Here is a 2,933-nt window from a genome sequence, read left to right as displayed (position 1 = left end):
GGTCGGGGGTCATGGGGCGGGTGGGTGCCGGTCTCTACCTGATGCTGGCCAGTTCGCGCTTCAGGGCTTCGATGTTCTTTTCGCTGCGCGCGATGTTGTCGCGCATTTGCGCCACGCGCTCCTGGTACTTGGCGTAATTGCGCTCGTTGCCCTGGCGCTCGGGCTCGCCGTTGTTGAACTCGGCACGCAGCTGGGTCAGCTTCTGCTCCTCGGCGCGCAGCTCGTCCTGCAGGATGCCGCGGCGGTCGTCGTCGCGCGCGCGCTGCTGGGCGGCGTCCACGCGCGGGAAGCCGGCTGGCGCGGCCGAGGCCACTTGCGGGCGGCGCGGGGCGCCGTCTGGATTGCGACGGGCGTTCCCCATCGGCACCGTGACCAGCGGGGTGGCGGCGGCCTTTTCCAGCAGCACGCACTGGCCCTGCCCGGCCGGATTGTCGGTGTAGGTTTTGTGGCCCTGCGCGTCCACGCACTTGTAAATGTCGGCGCGGGCAGGGGCTGCCAGCACGGCGGCCACGGCCAGGAACGCCAGGCTTGTCGTCCTCATCATTCTTGCTTACCGGGGGAATTCAACATCCCGGACTATAGCGCACTCGGGGAGCGCTGGCTCCCGATAGTTACACATGGAAACTAGGCCTGTTCTCCCGTTCAAATGAAAAAGGGGGCCGAGGCCCCCCTTTGCAACTTGCCCCTTTGATCAGGACGAGTAGTACATGTCGGACAAAAAAATTCTAAAGGGGCACGTGCCCCTTTCAAGAATCTTACGACGAGTAGTACATGTCGAATTCCACCGGGTGGGTGGTCATCCGCATGCGCTGCACTTCCTGCATCTTCAGCTCGATGTACGCGTCCAGCATCGAATCGCTGAACACGCCGCCGCGGGTGAGGAACTCGCGGTCCGCGTCCAGGGCGGCCAGCGCCTCTTCCAGCGACGAGCACACCGTCGGGATCAGCTTGTCTTCTTCCGGCGGCAGGTGGTACAGGTCCTTCGAGGCCGGCTCGCCCGGGTGGATCTTGTTCTGGATGCCGTCCAGGCCCGCCATCAGCAGCGCGGCGAAGCACAGGTAGACGTTGGCCAGCGGGTCCGGGAAGCGGGTCTCGATGCGGCGGCCCTTCGGGTTCGCCACGTGCGGGATGCGGATCGAGGCCGAGCGGTTGCGGGCCGAGTAGGCCAGCTTGACCGGCGCTTCGTAGCCCGGCACCAGGCGCTTGTACGAGTTGGTGCCCGGGTTGGTGATCGCGTTCAGCGCCTTGGCGTGCTTGATGATGCCGCCGATGTAGTACAGGGCGTTCTCCGACAGGCCCGCGTAGCCGTCGCCCGCGAACAGGTTCTTGCCGTCCTTCCAGATCGACTGGTGCACGTGCATGCCCGAGCCGTTGTCGCCGACGATCGGCTTCGGCATGAAGGTCGCGGTCTTGCCGTAGCTGTGGGCCACGTTCCAGATCACATACTTCAGGTTCTGGGTCCAGTCGGCGCGCTCGACCAGGGTCGAGAACTTGGTGCCGATTTCGTTCTGGCCGGCGCCCGCCACTTCATGGTGGTGCACCTCGACCGGGATGCCGAGCGCTTCGAGGATCAGGCACATTTCCGAGCGCATGTCCTGGAACGAATCGACCGGCGGGACCGGGAAGTAGCCGCCCTTCACTGCCGGACGGTGGCCGCTGTTGCCGCCTTCGATCTTGGCGTCGGTGGACCAGGAGGCCTCTTCCGAATCGACCTTGACGAAGCAGCCGGACATGTCGACTTTCCAGGTCACGGAATCAAAGATGAAGAATTCCGGTTCCGGGCCGAAGAAGGCGGTGTCGCCGATGCCGGTCGACTTCAGGTAGGCTTCGGCGCGCTTGGCGATCGAGCGCGGGTCGCGGTCGTAGCCCTTGCCGTCCGACGGCTCGATCACGTCGCACTGCATGAACAGCGTGGTCTCTTCCATGAACGGGTCGATGTTGGCGGTATTCGCGTCCGGCATCAGGATCATGTCGGAGGCTTCGATGCCCTTCCAGCCCGCGATCGACGAACCGTCGAATGCATGGCCGGACTCGAACTTGTCTTCATCGAAGGCGGACACCGGCACGGTCACGTGCTGTTCCTTGCCGCGGGTGTCGGCGAAGCGGAAATCGATGAACTTGACTTCGTGTTCCTTGACCATTTGCAGAACGTCTGCGGGTGTCCTTGCTGCCATGTTGGAAATCTCCTAGTGAATGGGATGGTGCCTTGTGTCCGGGTAATAAGCAGGTTCCGTGCCAGATGCTGTAAGGCATGAGCCGCGCCGGGAACGTGCCCTGAACGCGCGGGAAAAACGGGATAAAATCGGTGAGCACGCCGACCACGCGGGGCCGTGATCGCACCAAATCGGTGCATCGTCGCGTTCACGCACCAGTTTGAGGCACACGCATCGGCGTGGTGCAGCGCGCCTCATCATAATCGCAAGACCGACATCGGGAAATGTCATGAGCACAACAAAAGAGATCCTGTCCGCCGCCGCCGACCGTGCGCCGGAAGAGGCCTACGCGGGCGCCGTCACCTGCCAGGAGGCGTACGACCTGATCCGCCAGGACCCGCAGGCCAAACTGATCGATGTGCGCACCAGCGCGGAACGCGACTGGGTCGGGCGCGCGGCCATTCCGCCGGAACAGCATGGGGCGGTGCAATGGTCGCTCTACCCGGGCGGCGCGCCGAATCCGGACTTCCTCGCGCAACTGGAAGCGGTCGCCAACAAGGACGACGTGCTGCTGTTCCTGTGCCGCTCGGGGGTGCGCTCCCGGCACGCGGCGCGCGCCGCCACCGAGGCCGGTTATCACCACAGCTACGACATCCTCGAAGGCTTCGAAGGCGACAAGGACGCCGACGGCCACCGCAAGACCGTGGGCGGCTGGTGCAAGCACGGCCTGCCCTGGGTCGGCGCCTGAGCGGCCAACCGCTCCCGGCTGCCGCACCGGCC

Annotated in this window: 3 protein-coding genes; 1 reads left to right on the top strand and 2 read right to left on the bottom strand. The window is 64.8% G+C overall.

The annotated features are described in order from the left end of the window. Positions 1–34: 34 nt before the first annotated feature. Both E4L96_RS08885 and glnA read right to left on the bottom strand, forming a co-directional pair. The gene (locus E4L96_RS08885) at positions 35–544 is read right to left on the bottom strand and encodes a DUF4124 domain-containing protein (RefSeq protein WP_135206858.1); all 510 of its coding nucleotides are present in this window, start codon (positions 542–544) and stop codon (positions 35–37) included. A 211-nt stretch (positions 545–755) separates the two neighbouring features. Next, positions 756–2,174: a type I glutamate--ammonia ligase gene (gene glnA / locus E4L96_RS08880; RefSeq protein WP_135206857.1), complete on the bottom strand. Its 1,419-nt coding sequence runs from the start codon at positions 2,172–2,174 to the stop codon at positions 756–758. Between the two features lie 268 nt (positions 2,175–2,442). Between glnA and E4L96_RS08875 the strand changes: the two genes are divergently transcribed. Continuing rightward, positions 2,443–2,901, top strand: coding sequence for a rhodanese-like domain-containing protein (locus E4L96_RS08875; protein WP_135206856.1), 459 nt, complete (start codon positions 2,443–2,445; stop codon positions 2,899–2,901). Positions 2,902–2,933 lie beyond the last annotated feature (32 nt).

Origin of the sequence: Zemynaea arenosa, from assembly GCF_004614185.1 — a bacterium.
Taxonomy (GTDB): domain Bacteria; phylum Pseudomonadota; class Gammaproteobacteria; order Burkholderiales; family Burkholderiaceae_D; genus Telluria; species Telluria arenosa.
The sequence above is the reverse complement of the archived record's forward strand: the minus strand, read 5'-3'. Positions and strand labels throughout refer to the sequence as shown.